The following is a 19,683-nucleotide window of genomic DNA, read 5'->3' as shown; positions in this document are numbered from 1 at the left end:
CAGGAGGAGAAGATGCCGCGAAGCAAAGCGAATCAATTGACGCGCAGTGAGTTTTCATTCGTGTCTACTCAAACGATCGCGCTGATCGATCAGGCCTGTGGTGCGGCGGGGTTCGCCACGTGGCCGGATCTCGTGACGGCGGCCCGCGGCGGGGCGCTGTTCAAACTGACGTTCGCGGAGCGGCGACCGGCGAATTTCGTCAAGGAGTTCGCCGCGCTAATCAAGTCATACGGCCTTGGGCTATGCGCCGATAATGCGCTGGAGGTTTACCTGGGCGTTCCGGCTGCCTTGAAGCCGGTGATCGATACCGGCAAGAGCGCGCCGGCCATGAGGCTGCATGATCTGGGCAGCCTGCAGCAGGCGCAGGACGGCGCCGTGGCCGTCTCGGGAGCATGCCGCTCAGCCGGCATCAAGTATGAGCGGCGCGGTGCATCGCTAGAACTCGAAGGTGTCAACGTACTCGTCCTCGACGATGACGAGGTGTCGCGCAAGGTGATCTCGGCGATGCTCAAACGCGCCGGCTCCCAGGTGTCGGCATGCGCCGAGGCCGAGGCCGCGTTCGCGCTGCTGAAGCGGGCGCCGCCCGACGTCGTTGTGCTTGACGTCGTGCTGGGTGGAGCGCTCGACGGATTCGAGTTCTGTCGAGTCATGCGCGCGAGCGAACAGTACGCGCAGTTGCCCGCGATCTTCGTGACAGGGCAGGCGGGGCTGCAGTCGCGCGCACGAGCTCGGGAAGTGCGTGCTTCGGCGTTTCTGGAAAAACCCCTGCAGGGAGACCGGCTGCGTGCCGCGGTGAGCGGGCTGGCTCGGCACCTGCAGCCGGCTGGCTGACGCGTGGCTACAGCCGCACGGCGCTTTCCGTGACGTGCGTTCGTGATCGATGTGTTCACCCGTCGTATCGCCGGCTAGCGCTTCAGTTCGTCTACGACCGTGGACCTTGTCTGGATGTACTTGAGCAGACACTGTACGCTCGCCAGCCGGGCACCGATGAGGCTTTGATGCACCACTCCGGTAGAGCCGCCCAAGAGGTCAGGAATTCGGGAGGTCGAACGTCTGGCCGAAGCGGGTATCGAGCCGCCCGTCGGCAGTCGTGGCGACAGCTACGATGACGCACTCGCTGAGACGATCAACGGCATGTCCAAGACGGAACTGATTCATCGGCGTGCCCATGGACAACGAGGGAATCCCTCGAACTGGCTACTCTGGAAAGGCCTAGTACTACCCTCGTTGACGGCTGGTACCACTCAACTATATTCCGCCGGCCGAGGCTTAGACAGACGACTACAGGCAACTCGCAAACACTGCTGACGCGCCAGTATGACGTAAGTCTCTTGAGGTCCATATCGTCACTTTCATGTCGCCCCCGATATTCAGCACGCACCATCGTTTCCAAATGTCAGTGGAAACGGAATGCTCGATCGAACGAACGCCGTCATTCAGCGTTAACGGAGCCCCCGGACGTTGCTGAAGAAAATTTTCATTCGCGCTCCCACTGACGCGAGGCCGGCGTCAGCGCCGGCGCGATGGCGCCGGAGAACGGGTTGGCAGCCGTATGCCGGCTCAAAACGTTGGCCACCTGGTTCGGCTTACCCGCCGAAGCAACGGGTATAAAAAAATGCTGGTGGCCGAATGCCGGCACACCAGCAAATACCTTTCGGTAGGCACGAGGCTCAAAAGCGGGACCCCGTCAGATCCATGTTAGGTAAACGAAAGAATAAATTGTGTCTAGATTGTTATATCAACCGACTGGAGGGCGCCGTATCGGGCTTTGGCGAGTGCACGCGCGCGCCTGATGTGACGTACAGGAGACTGATGCCTGCATCAGGCGTGGCTTCCCGGCGCCACCGTGCAGCGGTTTGCATTGCCGTGTGTCGCGTTTGCGACGACGTGCAGCTCGCATGTCAGGGAGCATGGTTTTCAGGCCGCGGCATCGGCTACCGTGAGGCAGGAAGGTGCCTGTAACGTCGACCATTCCCTCGAGTCAGCACCTTTTGCCCCTCGGAGACCGGTCCCGTAGCGTATTGGATGGACGGCTGTACTAGTCGTGCTTCTCCGATCGAACGAGGCCACGGCAAGTTCTCTTGCGCCGTCCGCTTCCATGTCTCGATGAAAAGTTCATACTTTCGGCACATTCTTACATTGCAGTACGCCAAGAATAAAGCTGAAAGAATCGACATGTGGGAGACGTGATGGACGACACCCAAGTTGGGCCCCCGCCGTTTGGCATATGGACGTGGTGTGCGTTGCTGTTGGCACTTGAGCCGATTGCCGAGGAGCTTGCGCACACGTATGTGCGGCGCCACCCGGATGCTCCAATGAGATGGTTCACGCTGCACCAACTCGAACTTGAAGCATTGGATCGGCTCGAAGGTTTGCCTAAACAGGATCCTGGGTTGCTCGCATTGTTGCGAAGTGACATCGTCACGATGGGCCTTCCTAAGGTCGACAAACCCGTCATCTTGAATAGCGACCATTTCGTCCCCGTCGTTGCCGCAGAGATATGGCGTGCCTATCGCCGTCTGAAAGATCTACGACACACCGGTGGGCTAGCGATCTCACGGTGAGCGGCCAATCATACGAAAAGCTCGGAAATGGCGGCTAATCTCAGGTCGCGAAATCGTAGTCGGCTTGATGTTTTGAGTTAGCCAGCCATAAATTTCCATGACTAATTAAAAATGCGAAAGCGGTGATCTCGTGGTCCTGCTGGACGCTTGCCAAGTGGGCGGCAATGGCTTCTCCCAGCCGGTGTCGCGTGCATTCGGCCAGGTGTGTTCGGCGTGAGCTTTGGTCATACGGATGCCGGCGGGATATCTCGATATCAGGATAAACACCAAATCTCTTCAGCAACTCTGGCGTATGCCGTAACTACATTTGCATTGTCGTCGCCTTGTATTTTCACGTGGAGATTGAAGAAATGACTTTCCTGATCAATCTGAAGATTGGAAGCCGGCTCGCGGCAGGATTCGGGCTGTCCCTTGCGTTCGTTTGCTTGCTTGGAGCAATGGCGCTGTGGCAGATCGGGCAGGTCTATCAAGAAGCGGAGAGGATATCTACCGTTGTTGTGCCGACCGTGCAAACGCTTGGCGACTTGCGTTCTCAAGCCAATGCTGTTCGGCGGGCGACGCTTCGCGGCCTCCTTGAAGCGGACCAGCATGGGCGAGATGTACAACGTCTGGCCCACGATACGGCTTTGCGGCAGTACGACTCGGTGTTCTCGCGTTACAAATCATTGGCGACGTCGACTGGTGGCGCACAAGTGGTGCGAGAGATCGAATCCGAATGGTCGGATTTTCAGAAGTTAAACCAACGACAGATCGATGCAATGGCTCGGGGACAGACGGACGTACCCGAAATCCGTGAATTGGCGACCAAGGCATCCGCTGAAAAATTCGCTAGTTTTGTCAAGGTGGTCGATTCCGCGGTACAGGCCAGCCGGGAGCAAAGTGACGCAGCGAGTGCTGCGGCATCGGCGAGCTATCGTGAGGCGGTGATCGAGACAGGGTTGCTTGTGGCGATAGCGTTTGCTGCCGGAACTGGGATAGCTATCCTGATTACCCGCTCGATCACTCGGCCCCTTGCGCGAGCGGTATTCGTCGCGCAGACCGTTGCGCAAGGCGATTTGACCTCGGAGATCAATATATCGGGCAAAGACGAGACGGCAATGCTCCTGGCGGCACTGAAAGAGATGAACGAGCGGCTGGCGCGCATGGTAGGAGACATTCAGCAGAGCGCAGATAGTATCGCTACGGCATCTTCTGAAATTGCAGCCGGCAACGTCGACCTCAGCCAACGGACCGAGGAACAGGCTGCGTCGCTGGAAGAAACGGCCGCGAGTATGGAGCAACTGACGTCGACCGTAAAGCAGAACGCCGATAACGCGGCTCAAGGTAGCACGGTGGCGCAAAATGCTTCGGAGGTGGCCGTGCGCGGCGGTCATGTCGTGAGCCGGGTCGTCGAGACGATGGACGAAATCAGCGCGAGGACAGATCGCATGTCCACGATCATCGCTGCCATTGAGGGCATTGCGTTCCAGACCAACATTCTCGCTCTTAATGCTGCGGTTGAAGCCGCGCGTGCCGGCGAGCAGGGGCGGGGATTCGCGGTCGTCGCCGGTGAGGTGCGCTCGCTTGCCCAGCGTAGCGCGACCGCCGCGAAAGAGATCAAAGACCTGATTACCGAATCGGCCGACGGAGTGCGAAAAGGCTCAGAACTGGTGGCGGAGGCCGGCGTCACCATGAAGGAAGTGGTGGGCGCTGTTGCTCGCGTCACTGACCTTATGGAAGAAATTTCGGCTGCCTCACAAGAGCAGCGCAAGGGAATCGAGCAAGTCAATCAGGCCGTCACTCAGATGGACGAAGTCACCCAGCAGAATGCCGCCCTGGTGGAGGAATCGGCTGCGGCGGCTCAGTCGATGTCATCTCAATCCAGCGGCCTGAAAGAGATGATCTCGGTATTTCGCATATCAAAATATAGGAACATCGCGGCGCCGGATAGCCATTGTGCGGCGATCCCAGTAACCGCTCCAGCACAGAGGATGAAGGATAGGCTGTCCGCATCGCGGGGACGAAAGTTGTCTCCTGCCGCAAGTGTCTCGCCGGCTGCTGCGTCGTCATCCGATTGGCAAACTTTCTGAACGCGACAAGTAAAGGTCTCTAGCGGGGTGCGGTTGCACGGCAGCGCACGCTAAACGTTGTCTCAACCGAGCATGGAGTCGTGTCGCTTGCCCTGCTGTCGAGCTCTCGCAGGCGGATCATGCAAGAGGCGTATGTGCATGTTTGCTGCTGGCCCTTTTCGCTGGCGTGGCACGCGCTTGCTCGGCGCAGCACGATTGCCGCGAAGCGCATCAAGGATCTCATTGCCGAATCAGTCGACGGAGTTAGGAAGGATGCGGGATCGGTAACAGAGGTTGGTGCCACCATGAAAAAAGTGGTGAGCGCCGTTCGTGCGCGTCACACCTGATGGAGGGATTTGGGGTGCCTCCCAAGAGTCGCGAACGAGAATCGAGCAAATGAATCGGGTCGTCGCTCAGATCGACGAAGTCACCTAACAGTGTGCCGCTCTGGTGGCTTAGGTTGCCTCGGCTCAGTCGACGGCTCTGCCGGTCTTTACTCAAGCGGGGCGCAATGTAGCGTTTTGTATATGAATGATATCCACGACTTGTTAATCAGCCTGCTGCAGGTGCGCGAGATATTGCTTGCTCCGATTCGCTCGATGCTTAACGAGTTCTCGTTAACGGAGCAGCAGTGGCGGATTGTTCTGGTTCTTGCTCAGGAAGATGTCGCCGGAATCAGGCCAGGACAAATTGCGAAGCAATGTTGCATTCTCGATCCGAGCCTTACCGGCATACTGAGGAGGTTGGAGCGTGATGGTGTTGTTATGCGGGAAATTTCGAATGTCGATTCTCGAGCGCAGCTGATTAAATTGACGGCATATGGGGAAAGGCTATTTTTGACGATAAAGTCCAGGATGGAGGCTCGATATCGTTTGATCGAGGAGGTGTATGGGTGTGAAAATTTGCAAAATATATCTTCTGCGCTTCGGGGATTGAGGGAGCAGGGAATTCGGGGGGCTCGAATCGTTTGATAACTTTCCCATGTATCAAGCCAGCGTCGGATGCGCACGCGGCCGCTCGCGATTCGCCTGGATAACTCTCTCGGCTTCGCGGGTGAGTTCGTCATGGCTGACGTTCAAGCGGATCATATGCGGGGGAGGCACCGGTTTCGGAGCGCCAGCCGCTTGCCGGTAGCCGGTGCCACGCACGATTTCGGCGACACGCGCTTACTTGATTGCCCGGGTTTTCGCGGTGATCCAGTCCATCCCGGCGAGCAAGACCGCGGACACCACGAATGTCATGTGCACGGCGATGCCCCATACGATGGTTTGAAGGCCGACCCTGTCGAGCGACAGAAATCCCCTCAGTACCTCGATGGCCGATATCGCGACGATCGATGCCATCAGCTTCAACTTGATATCGGTGAATCCCACATGCCCTATCCACTCGGGCGTATCTTCGTGACCACCGAGCTTCAATCTGGACACGAAATTCTGGTAGCCGCCGAAGATAATCATGAGCAACAGGTTCGCCATCAAGGACAGATCGACGAGCGACAGCACGCCGAGAATGACGTCTTCCACTTCGCTATCCAGCACGGTCGTGGCGAGATGCCAGAACTCCTGGCAAAACTTGACCAATAGCATGACCATGCCGAAGGCCAAGCCCGCATAGATCGGCGCCAGTACCCAACGACTTGCAAACAGGCCATGTTCAAATAAGCGCTCGGCGAAATTGGAAGCGTGGCCTTTAGTTTTTTCCGTTGGTCGCATCATGTTCCTCCATGCCGAGTGCTCCGGCGTTTTCCGTTCCATCGGCCCATCGTGGCGCACGCGGCATCGCTCGCCCACCTTGCGGCCCCAAGTTCATGCACTGGCGAATACACTGGAAAATCGAAGCTGTTACGAGGGAAAAAGCGTTTCCAGTCTAACCGAGATGACTCCCGCTTCCCGGAAAAATCCACGTGAGGCCGGCATGGTTGTTGCGCGGGTTGCCCGCGTCGCGCGAGGCTTTTTCAGGTCTGCCGCCCCATCGCGCCAGCCGCTCAGACCGCTTCGCTCACGCGCGGCGAGGCGCGCGTCCTGAGCCATTGCTCGAGTGCTTCGTTCGACATCGGCCTGGCATAGTAGAAGCCCTGCAGTTCGTCGCAGCCGATGCGCTTGAGCGCGTTCGCCTCGTGCGCCTGCTCGACGCCCTCGGCCACCACGCGCAATCCCAGCTCGTGCCCGAGTTCGACGATGGCGCGGATCACGGCGAGATCGGCGAGCGCATCGAGCCTGCCGTTCACGAACGCGCGGTCGATCTTGAGCCGGTCGAGCGGGAAGCGATGCAGATAGCTGAGGCTCGAATAGCCGGTGCCGAAATCATCGAGCGAGAGCTTCACGCCCAGCGCGCGGATCTCGTTGACGGTGTCGAGATAGTGATCGACGCTCTCCATCAGCACGGTTTCGGTGATTTCGAGTTCGAGGCTGTCCGGCTTGACGTCGTGGGCCGTCAGACCGTCGCGCAGCTTGTCGACCAGTTGCGCGTCGTCGCGCAACTGCACCACCGAGAGGTTGATCGACACGCGGATCTCGGGCAGGCCCGCGGCGCGCCAGCGCGCGATCTGGCGGCACGCTTCGTCGATCACCCAGGCTCCGATCGGCACGATGAGGCGCGTTTCCTCCGCGATCGGGATGAATTGCGAGGGCGGCACCATGCCCAGATGCGGGTGCTTCCAGCGCAGCAGCGCCTCCACGCTCAGCAACTGGTCCGTCGCGGCCTGCACGCAGGGCTGGTATTCGAGCCACAGCTCGCGGCGCTCCACCGAGGTGCGCAGATGGGTTTCGAGTTCGAGGCGGTGGCGCACGCTTTCGGCCATCTCGGGCGAGAAGAACTTGACGAGATTGCGGCCGCCCGATTTCGCGCGGTACATCGCGGCATCGGCATTCTGCATCAGCGTCTCGATGTCCTCGCCGTGATCCGGATACAGCGCGATGCCGATGCTGCACGCCACCTGCAACGTCATGCCGCCGATCTGGTGCGGCTCCTGCATGAGCGGCAGCAGCCGTTCGTCGAGCAGGTGCGCCACGTCGGCCGCGCTGCCCGCGCCGCCGAGCAGGACCGTGAATTCGTCGCCGCCGAGCCGGCTCACGGTGTCGCCCGCACGCACCGACTGCAGCAAGCGTTGCGAGACCGAGCGCAGCAGCCCGTCGCCGGCGTGATGGCCGAACGTGTCGTTGATGTCCTTGAAGCGGTCGAGATCGATGAACAGCACTGCCACGCGGCTGTCGTTGTGCCGCGCCTGCTCGATCGCGGCACCGAGCCGCCTGGTGAACAGCGCGCGGTTGGGCAGCTCGGTGAGCACATCGTGTTCGGCGAGGAACCGGATGCGCGCCTCGCTCTTCTTGCGGTCGGTGATATCGATCAGCGTGCAGATGTAATGGGAAACCGCACCGTGCTTGTCACGCACGGCGCTGATCATGAGCCAGGCCGGATAGTCGCCGCCCGCGCGCCGGCGCACCACGGCCTCGCCGTTCCAGACGCTCGAGATGTCCACCAGCGCCGCGAGCCGGGACATCAGCGGCTGGTCGCTTCCGCTTGCCAGGACGAAGTTGGGCAGCGTGCCGCTGATCTTCTCGGCGCGATAGCCGGTGGCGCGATAGAACGAGGCGTTCGCGGTCAGCAGGCGGCGCTCGCTGTCGAGGATCAGGATTGCCTCCGACGAGGCCTCGAATACCTTCGCCCACAGTTCGAGGCGTTGCTCCATCAGCTTGATCTGGTTGATCGGCGTGAACGCGGTGAGTACCGCGTCGCGTCCCTGGAATTCGAGGCGGCGCGCCGAGAGCATGGCCCAGGTGGGTTCCTCGCTCGCCCTCCAGCGCACCTCGAACTGGTCGACGGCATCGCGGTCGGAGAGCTGCTGGAAGAAGCGCGCGCGCACCGCCGAATCGAGCCCCAAGGCCCACGGGTCCGAGGTGCAGCCGTTGAGCCAGTAGAGTGCCGGATGGTTGGCGTGCAGCACCTCGTGGCCGGGTACCGCGGTGACCATCATCGGTACCGGCGTGGCCTCCACCAGCGCGTGCTGTGCCTGCGCGGCGCGCGCGCTGGCGGCGAGTTCCTTCTGCACGTCGCGTTCGTGATCGAGCTGCGCGAGCATGTCGTTGAACCCGCTGACGAGCTGGCCGATTTCGTCCTGGCTGTGCCACGTGGCACGCTGGCCGTGGTCGCCCGTGCGGCGCACGGTGTCCATCACGCGCGCGAGCTGGCGCAGCGGCCGCGAGATCTGCTGGGCCACCAGGTAGACCATCGAGAGAATGCCGCAGAGCAGGAACAGCGCGGTGCCGAGGTGCAGCCACATGCGCGAGAACAGCGCGCTCACGCGTGAGTGCAGCAGTGTGTCGAGTTCGGCGCCGGTGGCGCGCCAGGCGTCGCCCGCGCGGGCCACCAGCGCCTGCTGGGCCGCGTCGGCGGCCGCGCGCGAGGCGGCGTCGGCGCCGCCCGCCGCCACCACCAGGCGCGCGGCGTCGCGATAGGCCTCGATCGCCGCGAGCAACTGCCCGGTCGGCGCGGAGAGCGTTCGCTGCACGCCGGCGTTGGCGGCGCCCGCCTCGGCGAAATCGGAGCGCAGTCCCTGCGCGACGGCGTCGAGCTGGCCTTCGAGCACGAGATAACGGGTGCTCAACTCGCGCCGGCTCCGGGTATCGTCGGTGCCTGCGCGCAGGCGCTGGCCGATGCCGTCCACTGCATCGAGCAGCGCGGGGTAGCGCAGCACGGACAGCGACATCGAGTAATAGCTGTCGAGATCGGGGTCGAGGATCAGGTTCGACTGGTTGCCTACCCGCGTGATCAGATCGCGGCAGGCCGTGAACGCGTCGCGCAGGACCCCGGCGCGATTCACCGGCGACGCATGGGCAAGCGCGTCGAGCGCGGCGCGCAGGCGCGCGTTCAGCTCGCCGCTTTGCAGCCCCGCGCCGTACTGCTGCTCGGCGGCGGACAGCGCGGCTTCGGTGCGCGCGATCTCGCGCACGCCGAGGTGCCCGTCGGCGCTGAGCGTGGCGACTTGCACCAGCGCCTCGCGCACACTGGTCAGGTAGGCGTTGCCGACGATCTCCTTTTGCGAGAAATCGATGGACATGTATTTCTCGTGGATCAGGATGCCGCTGATATAGACGACCGCGCTCAGGTCGAGCAGGTAGATCAGCAGCAGCTTGCGGCCGACCCGCAAGCGCCCGAGCAGTCGAAAGAACAGGTTGTGTTGCATCGCATGCGCCAGGATGACACCAAGGGTTGCCGCCGAGCTTCATACGGGAAGGCGGCGTGTCTGGAAGCGTCATCGCGGAGTCCGCGCGCGCTCGCTCCCTGGCTAACGGCAGCGTCGCGTGGGGGCTTTAGCGCGCGAGTGTGGAATCGCCCCGGCGGTGCGGGGATGCTTCGGCGTGGTGCACTTGCACCGCCGTGGCGCTGAGGGGGAAGCGCCGAAGTGCGACGCGGTTGTGTTGAATCGACCTTGGTGGCGTGGCCCCGACAGTCGCGGCCCATTCGTCTCGCGATGCCGGCATGCAAGTGAAACAGGTTTGCGCCGTCGCTAGCTCGTTGGGCAGGTCACCGCAATCTTGACCGTATCTTTACTCTCGACCATGAGCCCCAACATGCTGCCAATTTCCAAGGTGGAACGGTTTGCCATTGAATACGCATGGAGCTATGTATTGCCGAAACGACAGTTGAGCTCCCAGAGAGCCGTCTTGTTCGAGTCCCAACGAAGTAGGGTATTGATCGCTCGGTACGTCCCCCACCGCACATCCACATGCTCGCGTGAAAGGACAAGGTCCTTGCCGGTGCAATCCAAGCCGAAGCAATACTCGGGAATGACAAAAACGTCAGCCGGCCAGTGTTCGCGATCGGTGAAATGCGCAACAGGAATCGACGCCTGACTTTTCAGGCGTCGCACCGTGTTTCGCGACCCAAGGCCGACTTCTTCCCGGCACTCCCTGATTGCTGCCTGCAACGGCGTTTCGCCGACTTCTCCACCTCCAGCCACACCTTGCCAATGGCCGTCGTCTGAACGCTTGAGAGCAGCGAATGTAATTCCTTTGTTCCCGATACGATACGGGATGGCAAGAACCTGAAACGGTGCGCGCATCGACTCCTCCCTCAAGGCGCTAATTGTCGTCCGGGCGTTGCGACGACGGAATCCTTACGCTTTGATCCAGTTCGGCTCGCCGCCCGAGATGGGGTTGATGCCATCAGTTGCCCGGAGATTTTCGCGGAATGCCGGTTGCGCGATCGCCAAACGGATATGTCGGGCGTGCAACCAACTCGCCAACAAGCTCTGCTTTGAATATGCTGTCGCGTCATGAATTTTCCTATAGGAAGCCGAATTTCGGATTGGCACCCTTGAATCCCGAGATAATCGAATGGGTTCTCTCGGCCGTATCAATCCAGAGCGCCTCGGGTAAGGTGCAGAAGCGCGCCAGGGATAGTAGGGAGCTAATATGCCGAAGCATGATGGCGCAGTGCAGGACTTCTTTTTCGGCATCGTGCAATTGACGCTGACTTTCATAGCCACCAAGAAACGCGTTCCAAAGCGTTCCTGCCTCCGATCTCTTCTGAACGATAAGGTGCCATGCAGGCGTCGCAAGGTCCATTACGTAGGGGCCGAACCCACATTCATCGAAGTCGAAAAAAGTAACTTTCTCGTCGAGCATTCGTACATTGCCTGCCCATACATCGCCATGGCAGGGCCCGAACGGCAAGGTGGAACGAGTCAACGTGGATGGCAGATGGGTGCATTCCCGTTCAATCTGCTGTGCGATAGCCAGACCCGTTGCCCCGATTTTCTCCAAAGACCTGATGGAATCCCGAATGGTTGCAGAAGGATCCATTGGCCTTGAAAAGGGCAAAGGAACTCGACGAGCGGCCTCATGGAGAATGGCTAGCGCTTGCCCTAGCTGCTTCATGTCGCTTACATCCGACCTGGGTACCCACCCTTCCGCCGCCTCGAACATGCAAGCCAGACGCGTTTCATCTTCGTCGAGCACTTCCGAGAGAAGGGCGCCGTCTACGTTCGGGAGCGGTCTTGCCACCGCCACCCCGACCATGTCAGGAAGCTGGTGGAGGAGATGAAGTTCAAAATCAATCTCCTCTCGCGATCGGCCACTCCGCCGAAAGAGCCGCAAATAACGCGGCTGAGCGCCGCTCTTCTCGATGCGGTAGATCTTGTTGATACCATCTTGCACCAAGACAGCCCCGTCGATATGGTGGCCGAATAGATGGGAAAGGCGAGCTAGATCCATTTCGCACGCGACGTGGGTAGGCGGATCTCGGAAGGTTACTTTTTTTTCGTAAAACTCTCCATATCGTCAACGATTGCTTTTAGGGCGAGCCGACAGACCACTCCGGATCGAAAGCAAACAACCACCCGAGCCGCTTCCTGAGCCTTGGCCAGCAACACTCCGCAGGCCCGATGCATCGAACCCTCATGCATCGAAAAGCGCTTCGCTTTCCTTGAAGGCATCGATCAGGTGCTGCATCACCACGCGCAGCGTCGGCACGTTCCGGTCCTGCCTGCGTATGAGCAGCCACATATCTCGCGAAGGAGGCGTTGGCCCCAGCGCGCACGGGCTCAGTCCAGGTAGACATCGGCCCAGGTAGTGGGGGAGCAGGGCCACCCCCGCGCCGTCGCGCGCCGCAATGGCTTGCAGGATGTGATTCTCGGCACGCAGCGACACACGAGCGTGTGGGAATTGTTGCCTCAGCCAGCTCGTGCCCGGCATGTCGGCGCTTTCCTCGTTGAAACTCACGAACACGGGCGGTTCTCCGCGCTCGATTCGTTCGCACTGCGATGTCGCGCCATAGAAGCCGAATGCCATGCTGCCGAGTGGCTTGGCGATGAGGTCCGCGTCGACGAGGCTGCCCACGCGCACGGCGATATCCGCCTTGTGACGGTCGAGGCTGACCGAACGAAGGTTGGTCGCGAGATCGATGTCGATACCGGGATGGGACTCGGTGAGCTGGGTGAGGCGCGCAAGGAGGAAGCCCTGCGACAGCGCGGGCGGCGCATTGATGCGCACCAGGCCTCGAAGGCTGCCGTCGTCTTCGCCTGCCCCTGAATGCCGCATCGTCTGCGCCGCGGATTCCATTTCCGCTGCCACCTGCAAGGCGTCTTTTCCGGCCGGCGTCAGCACGTATCCCTCCGGCCTGCGCTCGACCAGTTTGCGACCCACGCTCTCCTCGAGCGACTGGACACGGCGGGCCACCGTCGCATGATTGACGCGCAGTGCGCGTGCCGTGGCGGACAGGCTTCCATAGCGTCCCAGCGCCAGGAAAATCCGCATGTCCTGCCAGTCGAATTCTGTGCGTTTTCTATCAGTCATTGCGCAAGGATAGCGACTCCTCTTTCCCGAAGTCCAGCGATAACCTGCTTGCCATACCACGAGATGCAAGGGCATCCGGGTTCAATCAACAGTCAGGAGAAAGATCATGAGTCAAAAGAAGGTAGCCATTGTCACCGGCGCTTCGCAGGGAATGGGCGAGGGCATCGTCAACGGTTTTCGCGCCCGTGGCTACGGCGTCGTCGCCACGTCGCGCTCGATTCAGCCCTCGGCCGATCCGGATGTCGTGACCGTCGCGGGCGACATCGGTGACCCGGAGACAGGCAAGCGCGTGGTCGCGGCAGCCCTGGACAAATTTGGCCGCATCGACACGCTGGTGAACAACGCCGGCATCTTTATCGGCAAGGCATTCACCGACTATACCGAGGAAGATTACCGGCTCAAGCTGAAGACCAACCTCGACGGTTTTTTCTTCACCACCCAGCAGGTCATTCCGGTGATGTTGAAGCAGGGCAGCGGACATGTCGTCCAGATCACGGCCTCGACGGCGGAATTCGCCAGCTCGCTTTCCCCCGCATTCATCGCGATGCTGACGAAGGGCGGGATGAATTCCGCCACCAAGAGCATGGCGATCGAATATGCCACGCGCGGCATCCGCGTGAACGCGGTGGCGCCGGGCGTCATCCGCACTCCCATGCACGATCCGAGCATGGTGGAGAAGCTGGCCGCCTTCCATCCCATGAACAAGCTGGGTGAGGTCGAGGATATCGTGCGAGCGGTGCTCTACCTCGAGGACGCCGCCTTCTCGACCGGCGAAATTCTTCACGTCGACGGCGGACTGATCGCCGGGCGTTGACCTGCACGGGAGGCGCGCAACGAGCGCCTCCCTTCTTTCCGGAGAACCGTATGCCGATCGTGAACATCCTGGTGACGCGCGAGGGTACCAGTCCTGGCGCGGAGCGCACGACCCGCGAGCAGAAAGCCGCCGTGTACAAAGGTATCGCCGACCTGCTGTTTACCGTCATGGGCAAGCCGCATGAAGATACGACCGTTGTTTTCCACGAACACGAGATCGATGATTTCGGACAGGGCGGGCTGCCGCTGTCCGACTACCGCGAGCAACGCGCTCGGGATCGTCAGGTGGACATTGCGGATTCAACCGGTCGACGCAACGGGGGTGAAGAAATCGTCGTGCCGGCGGTCTGTTCGCTCAAGTGACGACTTTTTCGCTTGACCGGCTATCTTGCTGAACAGAAGTTCGTCCAGCGTGCCACGGTAACGCCAGGATTCGACGTGAACAATTAGTCAATCCGGTGCCAGCGACCAGATTCCGGGCACACAGCGGCCGGTGCGCCGTTCGACCAGACTTGCTCCTCATCCAGGTGCAGCGCGGTCGCTGGGGCAACGTCGAAGACGACCTCGAGCGCTTGCCCAACCTGGGCGTCTTCGATGGGAAGCTCCCAAGTCAGGAATATCTGGATGCAATCCTGGTCCGGCGCGAAATCGACCGCGTTAAAGCCGCTACTGTGGCGCTGGATGACGCCATGAGGCTGGCCCGTGTCGAATATCACGGCTGTTCCCCGGGTCAGGGGGATGCGATGGCCCGTGGAGGGAAAATGCAAGTCCAGCCCCCGGTCCTCGCTCAGGAAGAGATTGCAGAAGGCCGCACCGCCATATTGCGCACCGTCATGGTGGTACCTCGCGCCACGACACGCCATGAGGGCTACGTCGCTGGAAGCAAGCACGGTGGGCAGCCCCATTGCGCATGTCCAGTCGGACATTGCCTGCACGCAGCGCTTGTAGTCCGGCCAGCGCGCTTGCGTTCGCGCCAAAGGCATTGCCTCGACATCCCCTGGTTCCAGTACGAGCCGCGACGATGTCTCTCTTTCCCAATCGGCAAGCACGCGTGCGGAGGGAACAGGCACGTCGACCGTGCCTGATAGAACGATGTCACTGACGCGTCGACTGCGGATGGCGTCGCCGCTCCAGAAATAGGAAGTCAGCATGTTTCGAATTCGATGCTGTCGAAGGGGGAGGTGCGCGATTGTAACGATTTAGTGGGGTGACGTTGGTGGAAATCGGGTAGCGAGGGGCTTTTGATTGCTGTTGGTGGAAGGGCAGAAACGGGTTGGGAGCAGCCTGCGGCATTCGCGGGCTTCCGGCCAGGAACGAACAGTCCCACAGTCGACGCCCGGTATAGATCTTTAACAATCGACCCGATTCTAGCTGGGAGCTCCGAACACTATGTCAAAACTGACAGATATTTTTTTGGACTGCCGATATCTCTATCTCAGAGGTATCGGCCAAGTCTCTTCATGGCCGTTGAATGTCGGCTTCAGGCTATGTCGAACGAGCGCTTCGGGTCGAACTGCGCCGGTCGCGCGTTGCTGAGTAGCGGCCGACCGTGTTCGGCCACAACCTGCCGTTCAAAGAGGAAGTATGCCTGCCCTTGGAACGGCCGCAAAGGCGATGAAAGCTGACCGACGACCTGGGGCGCGTTCCCGGGAGTAAACGTGGCAGAGGTTGCTGCCGAGCGTAGCGTTGATCTGCGTCACACGGACGAGGACAGCGTGCGAGCAGACTACTTTCGAATCAGTTGCCGCAAATTGATGGTCATCCATGAACACCGGACAAGGACGCATCGGAGCGTACAGCCTGGTCGCACCCGCTTTCCTTGTCACGCTCAGTCTGGCTGGTGCGTGGTGGGGTTTTCCAGCGAATGTCCGGCTCTTGCGTGCCACCGCTATCGTTACAGCCTGGGCAGGAACCGGCTTGCTGGTGGGCGGCCTGGCCTTGATGGTACGCGAGCCGCGCTGGGCTGCCTTAATGGGCGGGCTAGATCTGATGTACGAGTGGCATCATCGCAGCGGTGTCATCGGCTACACACTGCTTCTGTGTCACCCGTTGGTGTTGGGTATGGCCGCGCTGGAGGAGTCGCCCCACGCGGCATGGCTGGCCATTGCACCGTGGCATCTGAATTGGCCTGAGTGGTTGGGCTGGTTTGGGCTACTCTTTCTGATGGCCGGCCTCGCGACCACTTTCAGCAGGCGCATCGGCTATCGGCGCTGGAGAGTATGTCACTTCCTCGCTGCCATAGGCGTGATTGGCGGACTGTCCCATATCTTCGCTTTGCTGGATGAACCAGGAGCCTCACTCGGGTTCATGGCGCTCGCAGCAATGGCACTCATATGGCGGTTGCTGGCTACCGACAGTGCCCTGACTTCCCATCCCTTCCGGGTCACTCAGGTTGCATCGAATGCTGCCGGTGTCGTGGAGGCGTCGCTCGCTCCGTGTGGAGGCGCACTGGTGATTGCTCCTGGGCAGTTCGTGCTTGCGGCATTTGTCGATGGTCCTGCCTATCGGGGTTGCGGAGAATTCCATCCCTTTTCTGTCAGCAGGATCGGTCCGGGCGGTGCGCTCTCGGTCGCCATCAAAGCCCTGGGGCCATGCACCAGTCGCATCCAGTCTCTGAAGCCAGGCGCGCTGGTGCGATTGCAGGGGCCCTTTGGTCGGTTTTTGGCAGACAACGAAGACAGGCCGCAACTCTGGATTGCAGGCGGTATAGGTATCACTCCTTTTATGGCAGCGATCCGTAGCGGGGAAATGCCCAAGGCGACGACGACCCTGATCTACGTATTCCGTGACGAGAGCGATGGTGCATTCCTTGACGAGTTGAAGGACCGGGCTCGCCTCTCCCCGGGTTTCGAGCTCATAGCGCAAGCCTGCGGCGAGTCTCCGCCTGATGTGCTGGCCATGTTATCCCGGGTGACCGACCTCCCGAAAAGACAGGTGCAAATCTGTGGCCCAGTCGGGCTGGTTAATGCCGTCACCACGACGCTCCGTGAACTAGGTCAGCCTGTTCAATCCATCCACTACGAGAGCTTCGACTTCCGCTAATGCGCCGCCTTTTCATTATCTCCACGATGCTTTTCTGGCTGGCCATAGGCGGATTCTGGGCGGCTGACCTTTCGCTAACTGAATCGCCCGATACGCAGGCAGTCGCAGCACCCGAAAAGAGCTTTACGCTGACTGAGATTGCGCGCCATGCCACAGGCAAAGACTGCTGGATGGCTATTCGAGGTCAGGTTTATGACTTCACCGCATACGTGCCGCAACATCCCGCAGATTCTTCCGTCTTTGTACCTTGGTGCGGCAAGGAGGCCAGCGAGGCTTACGAGACCAAGGCTAAGGGTCGCCCACACTCACCCTACGCCGACCAGTTGATGACCAGGTACCGCATCGGCGTATTGGCTGCGCCGAACTGAGCTTGGCGGGACCATCGCAGAAAGAGTTCAATGAGGGTAATGCCTCATTTGCGATGCCCCTATTATCGGCCACGGGGCCGACGTGCTGCGCGGTTGTATAGCGCGCAGATATTGGGCTATGTCCGCCGCCGCGTCGCGAGCGCTACGCATTACACCGACAAGCGTCGCAGAGGCGGCGCCGCACCACTCGCCGTAACCGACAAACCATAAGCGTTCCTCGTCGCTGGCGCGCGTCCCATCTGTGCTCGGCAATCCGTCGGCGCCACAGATCTGTAGTGGGTCAATATGTTTGAGCGCGGGGCGGGACCCGGTGCACCAGATCACGACATCGACGCGGGAATGCGTGCCGTCGCTCCAGACGACGCCGTCTGTACCGAAACGGCTGAACGGACGCATTGCGTGCAGAACGCCTTGCGCACGCGCCTCCCGTATAGGGGCCACCATGACGATGTCGCCCAATCCTCCTACCGACGCCATCATCGTGTGCCCGTCGCGCAGAGCCCGCCATTTGGCTGTCGCGCGTTCGAACAAGACCCGGCCATCCACGTCGTCTGGAAGAAAAACGGGTTCCTGCAATGTCACCCACGTAGCGTTGCAGACGGTCGATACCTCTGCCAGGATTTGTGCGCCTGAGTTGCCGCCGCCCACCACCAGCACGTTTTGTCCGTGCAGATCGTCAGGATTGCGATATTGCGCCGAATGCATCTGGCGACCCCGAAAGTTTTCGCGTCCTGGGTAGTCCGGGACATAGGGCGCGCTCCAGGTGCCGGTCGCGCTCACGACTGCCCTTGCCAGCGATTCTTCGTGATCGGTGGTGACCAGCAGGCCATCCTGAGCGCGTGAAACCGATTTGACATGAACGGGGCGCCGGACAGGGAAGTGATAACGGTCCTCATATCGCGCCAGATAGTCGATGACCTCGTTGCGCGACGGGTACGTGTCGTGAGATACCCGTCTTGACATACGTCAAAAAGGTTGCGACTGCCCCTGCCATCATGGCAGGCCGTCAATGCGGAAACAGAACCGTATGGGCGCCCAGGCCCCGTACAAACCCATCGCGTCATCTGAACCTGAAGAAAGGTGGGACGACCCTTGGCACCGTCGCACCAGCACTGTATTGGCCCGCGCGACCTGCCGTATAACCCGATCCCACGTCCTTCCTTTGAGGAGCAAGCTCATGAGCAACGTTGAAGTTGTCCTGTGCAGCCCGGTACGTACCGCAATTGGCACCTACGGCGGGGCCCTTCGGGACGTGCCAGCGCCGACTCTTGGCGCTGCCGTTATCCGTGAAAGCCTCAAGCGCGCAGGATTGCCCGCCGACAAGGTCCATTCGCTCGTCATGGGCAATGTCATTCAGGCCGGTGTAAAGATGAATCCGGGGCGGCAGGCCGGCATCGCTGCGGGATTGCCGGTCGACGTTCCGGCGCTAACGGTCAACCGCGTGTGTGGGTCAGGCGCGCAAGCCATCGCCAGTGCGGCCACCGAAATCTGGGCAGGCATGATCGAATGCGCGATCGCAGGTGGCATGGAAAACATGGATCGCAGCCCCTATCTGCTGCCGCAAGGGCGCTGGGGTGCCCGGATGGGCGACGTAACGTTGTTCGACAGCATGCTGCTCGATGGCCTCAACGATGCCTTTAGCGGCCAGCATTCGGGCTGGCACACTGAAGACCTGGTGGCGAAGTGTGGCATCTCTCGCGAGGACCAGGATCGTTGGGCGCTGCGCTCTCAGCAACGCTTTGCACAGGCTCAGGACGCCGGCTTCTTCGATGCCGAAATCGTGCCGCTGGAAGTGCCGGGTCGCAAAGGGCCGACGGTGTTTGTCCGCGACGAGCACAATCGGCCAGACACCAGCGCCGAATCGCTGGCCCGACTCAAACCGGCCTTTCGCAAGGACGGGACGATTACCGCAGGCAACGCGCCCGGCCTGAACAGTGGTGCAGCTGCGTTGGTCGTCGCCGAGCGAAGCTGGGTCGAACGCAATGGCCTGACACCAATGGCCCGGCTGGTCAGTTATGGCGTGGGAGCCGTGGACCCCGGCTTCTTCGGCCTGGGCCCGATTCCCGCGGTGCGAAAGGCTATTGCACGCGCCGGCTGGTCAGTATCCGATGTCGATCGCGTGGAGATCAACGAGGCGTTCGCGGCGATCGCACTGGCGTGCCTGCGCGAGCTCGGCTTTGCGGAAGACGTTGTAAATGCAGAGGGTGGCGCGATTGCTCATGGTCATCCGATCGGTGCGAGCGGCGCGGTGCTGACCACGCGGCTGTTGCATCAGTTGCAGCGTGGCGGCGGGCGGCGCGGGATCGTGACGCTGTGCATTGGCGGAGGGCAGGGCATCGCGCTAGCGCTCGAACTTCTGTGAACGCCTCGTAGTGGTGACGCCCGAATGCCATGCTCCGTTGAATGGTGAGCCACCATCGACTTGCGAGCACCACGGCGCTTGACCTGGGCTGGATCGTTAGCAGGCCGTTGAAATACCTCGACCGATTCGTCACGATATAGCCACCCTGATCCCGAGACGCGAAGACCGCATGCGAGGCGCCGACAGCTACAA

17 protein-coding genes and 1 pseudogene are annotated in these 19,683 nt (G+C 60.9%); 11 read left to right on the top strand and 7 right to left on the bottom strand.

The annotated features are described in order from the left end of the window. Positions 1 to 12 precede the first annotated feature (12 nt). The 6 genes and pseudogenes from FB600_RS14520 to FB600_RS14495 all read left to right on the top strand — a co-directional run bounded on the left by FB600_RS14520 (position 13) and on the right by FB600_RS14495 (position 5,583). The gene (locus tag FB600_RS14520; RefSeq protein WP_233630402.1) at positions 13 to 831 is read left to right on the top strand and encodes a PleD family two-component system response regulator; all 819 of its coding nucleotides are present in this window, start codon (positions 13 to 15) and stop codon (positions 829 to 831) included. A gap of 36 nt (positions 832 to 867) precedes the next feature. Further along, positions 868 to 1,273: pseudogene (locus tag FB600_RS14515) on the top strand (IS3 family transposase); the annotation flags it as partial. Positions 1,274 to 2,189: 916 nt separating this feature from the next. Further along, a complete protein-coding gene (locus tag FB600_RS14510; RefSeq protein ID WP_127837717.1) occupies positions 2,190 to 2,564 on the top strand; it encodes a hypothetical protein in 375 nt (124 codons plus the stop codon). A 350-nt stretch (positions 2,565 to 2,914) separates the two neighbouring features. Then, positions 2,915 to 4,633, top strand: a complete 1,719-nt coding sequence (locus FB600_RS14505; RefSeq protein ID WP_098182239.1) for a methyl-accepting chemotaxis protein — start codon at positions 2,915 to 2,917, stop codon at positions 4,631 to 4,633. An 80-nt stretch (positions 4,634 to 4,713) separates the two neighbouring features. Then, a complete protein-coding gene (locus FB600_RS14500; protein WP_127837716.1) occupies positions 4,714 to 4,959 on the top strand; it encodes a hypothetical protein in 246 nt (81 codons plus the stop codon). A gap of 180 nt (positions 4,960 to 5,139) precedes the next feature. Further along, positions 5,140 to 5,583 carry a MarR family transcriptional regulator gene (locus FB600_RS14495; RefSeq protein ID WP_164467624.1) on the top strand — a complete coding sequence of 148 codons (444 nt, stop codon included), beginning with the start codon at positions 5,140 to 5,142 and terminating at the stop codon, positions 5,581 to 5,583. Between the two features lie 195 nt (positions 5,584 to 5,778). On the opposite strand, the gene FB600_RS14490 is transcribed toward FB600_RS14495, so the two are convergent. From FB600_RS14490 to FB600_RS14470, 5 genes are all read right to left on the bottom strand, one after another. Beyond that, the gene (locus FB600_RS14490) at positions 5,779 to 6,366 is read right to left on the bottom strand and encodes a TIGR00645 family protein (RefSeq protein WP_223996743.1); all 588 of its coding nucleotides are present in this window, start codon (positions 6,364 to 6,366) and stop codon (positions 5,779 to 5,781) included. Positions 6,367 to 6,596: 230 nt separating this feature from the next. After that, positions 6,597 to 9,794 (bottom strand): EAL domain-containing protein, encoded by a 3,198-nt coding sequence (locus FB600_RS14485; RefSeq protein WP_145757062.1) that lies wholly within the window; start codon positions 9,792 to 9,794, stop codon positions 6,597 to 6,599. 438 nt (positions 9,795 to 10,232) lie between these two features. After that, positions 10,233 to 10,673 (bottom strand): NUDIX domain-containing protein, encoded by a 441-nt coding sequence (locus tag FB600_RS14480; RefSeq protein WP_080959462.1) that lies wholly within the window; start codon positions 10,671 to 10,673, stop codon positions 10,233 to 10,235. A 223-nt stretch (positions 10,674 to 10,896) separates the two neighbouring features. Continuing rightward, positions 10,897 to 11,826 carry a phosphotransferase enzyme family protein gene (locus FB600_RS14475; protein ID WP_145757063.1) on the bottom strand — a complete coding sequence of 310 codons (930 nt, stop codon included), beginning with the start codon at positions 11,824 to 11,826 and terminating at the stop codon, positions 10,897 to 10,899. 183 nt (positions 11,827 to 12,009) lie between these two features. Continuing rightward, positions 12,010 to 12,867, bottom strand: a complete 858-nt coding sequence (locus tag FB600_RS14470) for a LysR family transcriptional regulator (RefSeq protein WP_244098669.1) — start codon at positions 12,865 to 12,867, stop codon at positions 12,010 to 12,012. 145 nt (positions 12,868 to 13,012) lie between these two features. Between FB600_RS14470 and FB600_RS14465 the strand changes: the two genes are divergently transcribed. Then, positions 13,013 to 13,720, top strand: a complete 708-nt coding sequence (locus FB600_RS14465; RefSeq protein WP_080959464.1) for an SDR family NAD(P)-dependent oxidoreductase — start codon at positions 13,013 to 13,015, stop codon at positions 13,718 to 13,720. Positions 13,721 to 13,770: 50 nt separating this feature from the next. Next, complete coding sequence (locus FB600_RS14460; protein ID WP_145757064.1) at positions 13,771 to 14,082, top strand: tautomerase family protein; 312 nt, start codon at positions 13,771 to 13,773, stop codon at positions 14,080 to 14,082. An 83-nt stretch (positions 14,083 to 14,165) separates the two neighbouring features. Here FB600_RS14460 and FB600_RS14455 read toward each other — a convergent pair whose 3' ends face one another. Continuing rightward, entirely contained in the window at positions 14,166 to 14,870 is a 705-nt protein-coding gene (locus FB600_RS14455; RefSeq protein WP_046575061.1) for a hypothetical protein, read from the bottom strand. 613 nt (positions 14,871 to 15,483) lie between these two features. Here FB600_RS14455 and FB600_RS14450 point away from each other — a divergent pair. Together FB600_RS14450 and FB600_RS14445 are read left to right on the top strand one after the other, a co-directional pair. Continuing rightward, positions 15,484 to 16,761, top strand: coding sequence for a ferric reductase-like transmembrane domain-containing protein (locus tag FB600_RS14450; protein ID WP_145757065.1), 1,278 nt, complete (start codon positions 15,484 to 15,486; stop codon positions 16,759 to 16,761). Continuing rightward, positions 16,761 to 17,129: a cytochrome b5 domain-containing protein gene (locus tag FB600_RS14445; RefSeq protein WP_046575067.1), complete on the top strand. Its 369-nt coding sequence runs from the start codon at positions 16,761 to 16,763 to the stop codon at positions 17,127 to 17,129. The genes FB600_RS14450 and FB600_RS14445 overlap by 1 nt, the downstream gene beginning before the upstream one ends. Before the next feature lie 27 nt (positions 17,130 to 17,156). Here FB600_RS14445 and FB600_RS14440 read toward each other — a convergent pair whose 3' ends face one another. After that, positions 17,157 to 18,092, bottom strand: coding sequence for an NAD(P)-binding domain-containing protein (locus FB600_RS14440; protein WP_145757066.1), 936 nt, complete (start codon positions 18,090 to 18,092; stop codon positions 17,157 to 17,159). Positions 18,093 to 18,306: 214 nt separating this feature from the next. On the opposite strand from FB600_RS14440, the gene FB600_RS14435 reads away from it, so the two are divergent. Then, on the top strand, positions 18,307 to 19,491 hold the full coding sequence (locus FB600_RS14435) for a thiolase family protein (RefSeq protein WP_046575071.1): 1,185 nt from the start codon (positions 18,307 to 18,309) through the stop codon (positions 19,489 to 19,491). Positions 19,492 to 19,683 lie beyond the last annotated feature (192 nt).

This window comes from Burkholderia sp. SJZ089, assembly GCF_007828315.1.
GTDB lineage: Bacteria > Pseudomonadota > Gammaproteobacteria > Burkholderiales > Burkholderiaceae > Burkholderia > Burkholderia gladioli.
This window is presented reverse-complemented; position numbering and strand designations above follow the sequence as displayed.

Bases quoted from the DNA above. Each gene is read 5' to 3' on its own strand.
- FB600_RS14485 (WP_145757062.1), bottom strand. From the start codon at position 9,794: ATGCAACACAACCTGTTCTTTCGACTGCTCGGGCGCTTGCGGGTCGGC.
- FB600_RS14490 (WP_223996743.1), bottom strand. From the start codon at position 6,366: ATGGAACGGAAAACGCCGGAGCACTCGGCATGGAGGAACATGATGCGA.
- FB600_RS14435 (WP_046575071.1), top strand. From the start codon at position 18,307: ATGAGCAACGTTGAAGTTGTCCTGTGCAGCCCGGTACGTACCGCAATT.
- FB600_RS14460 (WP_145757064.1), top strand. From the start codon at position 13,771: ATGCCGATCGTGAACATCCTGGTGACGCGCGAGGGTACCAGTCCTGGC.
- FB600_RS14445 (WP_046575067.1), top strand. From the start codon at position 16,761: ATGCGCCGCCTTTTCATTATCTCCACGATGCTTTTCTGGCTGGCCATA.
- FB600_RS14520 (WP_233630402.1), top strand. From the start codon at position 13: ATGCCGCGAAGCAAAGCGAATCAATTGACGCGCAGTGAGTTTTCATTC.
- FB600_RS14440 (WP_145757066.1), bottom strand. From the start codon at position 18,092: ATGTCAAGACGGGTATCTCACGACACGTACCCGTCGCGCAACGAGGTC.
- FB600_RS14480 (WP_080959462.1), bottom strand. From the start codon at position 10,673: ATGCGCGCACCGTTTCAGGTTCTTGCCATCCCGTATCGTATCGGGAAC.
- FB600_RS14470 (WP_244098669.1), bottom strand. From the start codon at position 12,867: ATGCGGATTTTCCTGGCGCTGGGACGCTATGGAAGCCTGTCCGCCACG.
- FB600_RS14505 (WP_098182239.1), top strand. From the start codon at position 2,915: ATGACTTTCCTGATCAATCTGAAGATTGGAAGCCGGCTCGCGGCAGGA.
- FB600_RS14465 (WP_080959464.1), top strand. From the start codon at position 13,013: ATGAGTCAAAAGAAGGTAGCCATTGTCACCGGCGCTTCGCAGGGAATG.
- FB600_RS14455 (WP_046575061.1), bottom strand. From the start codon at position 14,870: ATGCTGACTTCCTATTTCTGGAGCGGCGACGCCATCCGCAGTCGACGC.
- FB600_RS14475 (WP_145757063.1), bottom strand. From the start codon at position 11,826: ATGGATCTAGCTCGCCTTTCCCATCTATTCGGCCACCATATCGACGGG.
- FB600_RS14450 (WP_145757065.1), top strand. From the start codon at position 15,484: ATGAACACCGGACAAGGACGCATCGGAGCGTACAGCCTGGTCGCACCC.
- FB600_RS14495 (WP_164467624.1), top strand. From the start codon at position 5,140: ATGAATGATATCCACGACTTGTTAATCAGCCTGCTGCAGGTGCGCGAG.
- FB600_RS14510 (WP_127837717.1), top strand. From the start codon at position 2,190: ATGGACGACACCCAAGTTGGGCCCCCGCCGTTTGGCATATGGACGTGG.